Source organism: bacterium, assembly GCA_024224155.1.
Lineage (GTDB): Bacteria > Acidobacteriota > Thermoanaerobaculia > Multivoradales > JAHEKO01 > CALZIK01.
On record JAAENP010000208.1, the window covers coordinates 1 to 1,417 of the forward strand.

General features: G+C 62.8%; 2 protein-coding genes. Both read left to right on the forward strand.

Annotated elements, in window-relative coordinates; all coding sequences use genetic code 11:
• Positions 1-851, forward strand: an 851-nt coding sequence (locus GY769_11535) for a type VI secretion system baseplate subunit TssK (protein MCP4202553.1), incomplete at its 5' end; no start/stop codon positions are given.
• 134 nt (positions 852-985) lie between these two features.
• Positions 986-1,417 (forward strand): DotU family type IV/VI secretion system protein (locus GY769_11540; protein MCP4202554.1); only part of this gene is annotated, 432 nt, incomplete at its 3' end.

The following is a 1,417-nucleotide window of genomic DNA, read 5'->3' on the forward strand; positions in this document are numbered from 1 at the left end:
CTCGGATCCGTCGTGCGGGCGAGGGCAAGAATACCCCGATTCTGGCCGCGGACTTCATCCCGCCGGTGACCGACGTCGCTGCCTGGAGAGCCCTCTCCGACCTCGGCGACAAGGTCATGCACAAGGTCGAAGCTCGCTATCGCATGCTGCGCGCGGGAATCGACGAGCGGCGCATGGTCCTCGACACCGAGCGCCAGGGCGGTTGGCAGCTGGTGTTCAAGTTGCAGATCGTCGGCAGCTTTTTGCACGTCTTGCGCCAGCTGGTGGTGGTGCCGGGGACCCATCCGTTCCAGCTCTATCTCGAGCTGGCGCGTCTTGCCGGCGAGCTGTCGATCTTCGAGCGGGGCGGCGCCGAAGTGCTGCCGGTGGCGGCCTACGATCATGACCGGCTGGGCCCGTGTTTCCACGAGCTCACCTACACCGTTCACCGTCTGCTAGACCAGATCCTCACCGGCGGCTTCATCCAGATACCGTTTCGGCCGGAGGAAGACGGCGAGCTGCTGGTGGCGCGGCTGCAAGACGACTACCTCGACTCGCTCGACGAGATCTATCTCTGCGTCGAGAGCAATTTGAGGGGCGACGACCTCGAGGAGCGCATCGAGATTTCGAAGTTTGCCGCCGCGTCAGACCTGCCGGAGCTGCGGCTCAGCCGCCTGCCCGGTCTCGACATCGAGATCCAGAAAGAGAGCCCGCGAGGCCTGCCGGCGGAGAAGAACCTCCACTACTTCTCGATCGCTCAGCAGGGCGAATACTGGGAGAACGTGATCCGGCACCGCCAGGTGGCGATTTCCAATGCCGACAAGCTACTCAAGTTCAGCCTGTCGATTCTGCTGACGGAGCAGGCCGACTGAAGTGGATGCGGGAGAACACCGGCGGCGAGCCTGTCGCCCTCGAGGTGAGCCTACGATGAACGAGTTTGATCGCAATGAACGAGGTGAGACTACGATGAACGGGGTGACACTACGATGAACGGGGCAACGTCGCGATGAACGAGGACCGGTCCGATTACACGACCAGGCTCTACCGTCTGGCCTCGCCGCTGTTCCTATATCTGGTGTCCTTTCGCCGCAAGGTACGCAAGGACTACTCCGCGGGCCTGACGGAGGTCCGTGAGGACCTGGACGAGCTTTTTCTGCAGATGAAGCGGGACGTGAAGAACGACGTCCGCCTCGAGACCCTGTACGACAAGGCCCGTTATCCGCTGGCGGTGGTCGCCGACGAGGTGTTGTTGCACTCGGGGTGGAAGCACCGCGACGACTGGCAGCGGGAGCACCTGCTCGAAGAAAGGATGTTCAACTCCAACGTCGGCGGCGACGTGGTCTTCGAACGGGCCAGTCGGCTGAAGGAACATGAGGTCGAGCTGGCCGCCATCTACTTCACCTCGATCAGCCTGGGCACGTTCTCCAAGCGGCGAGAC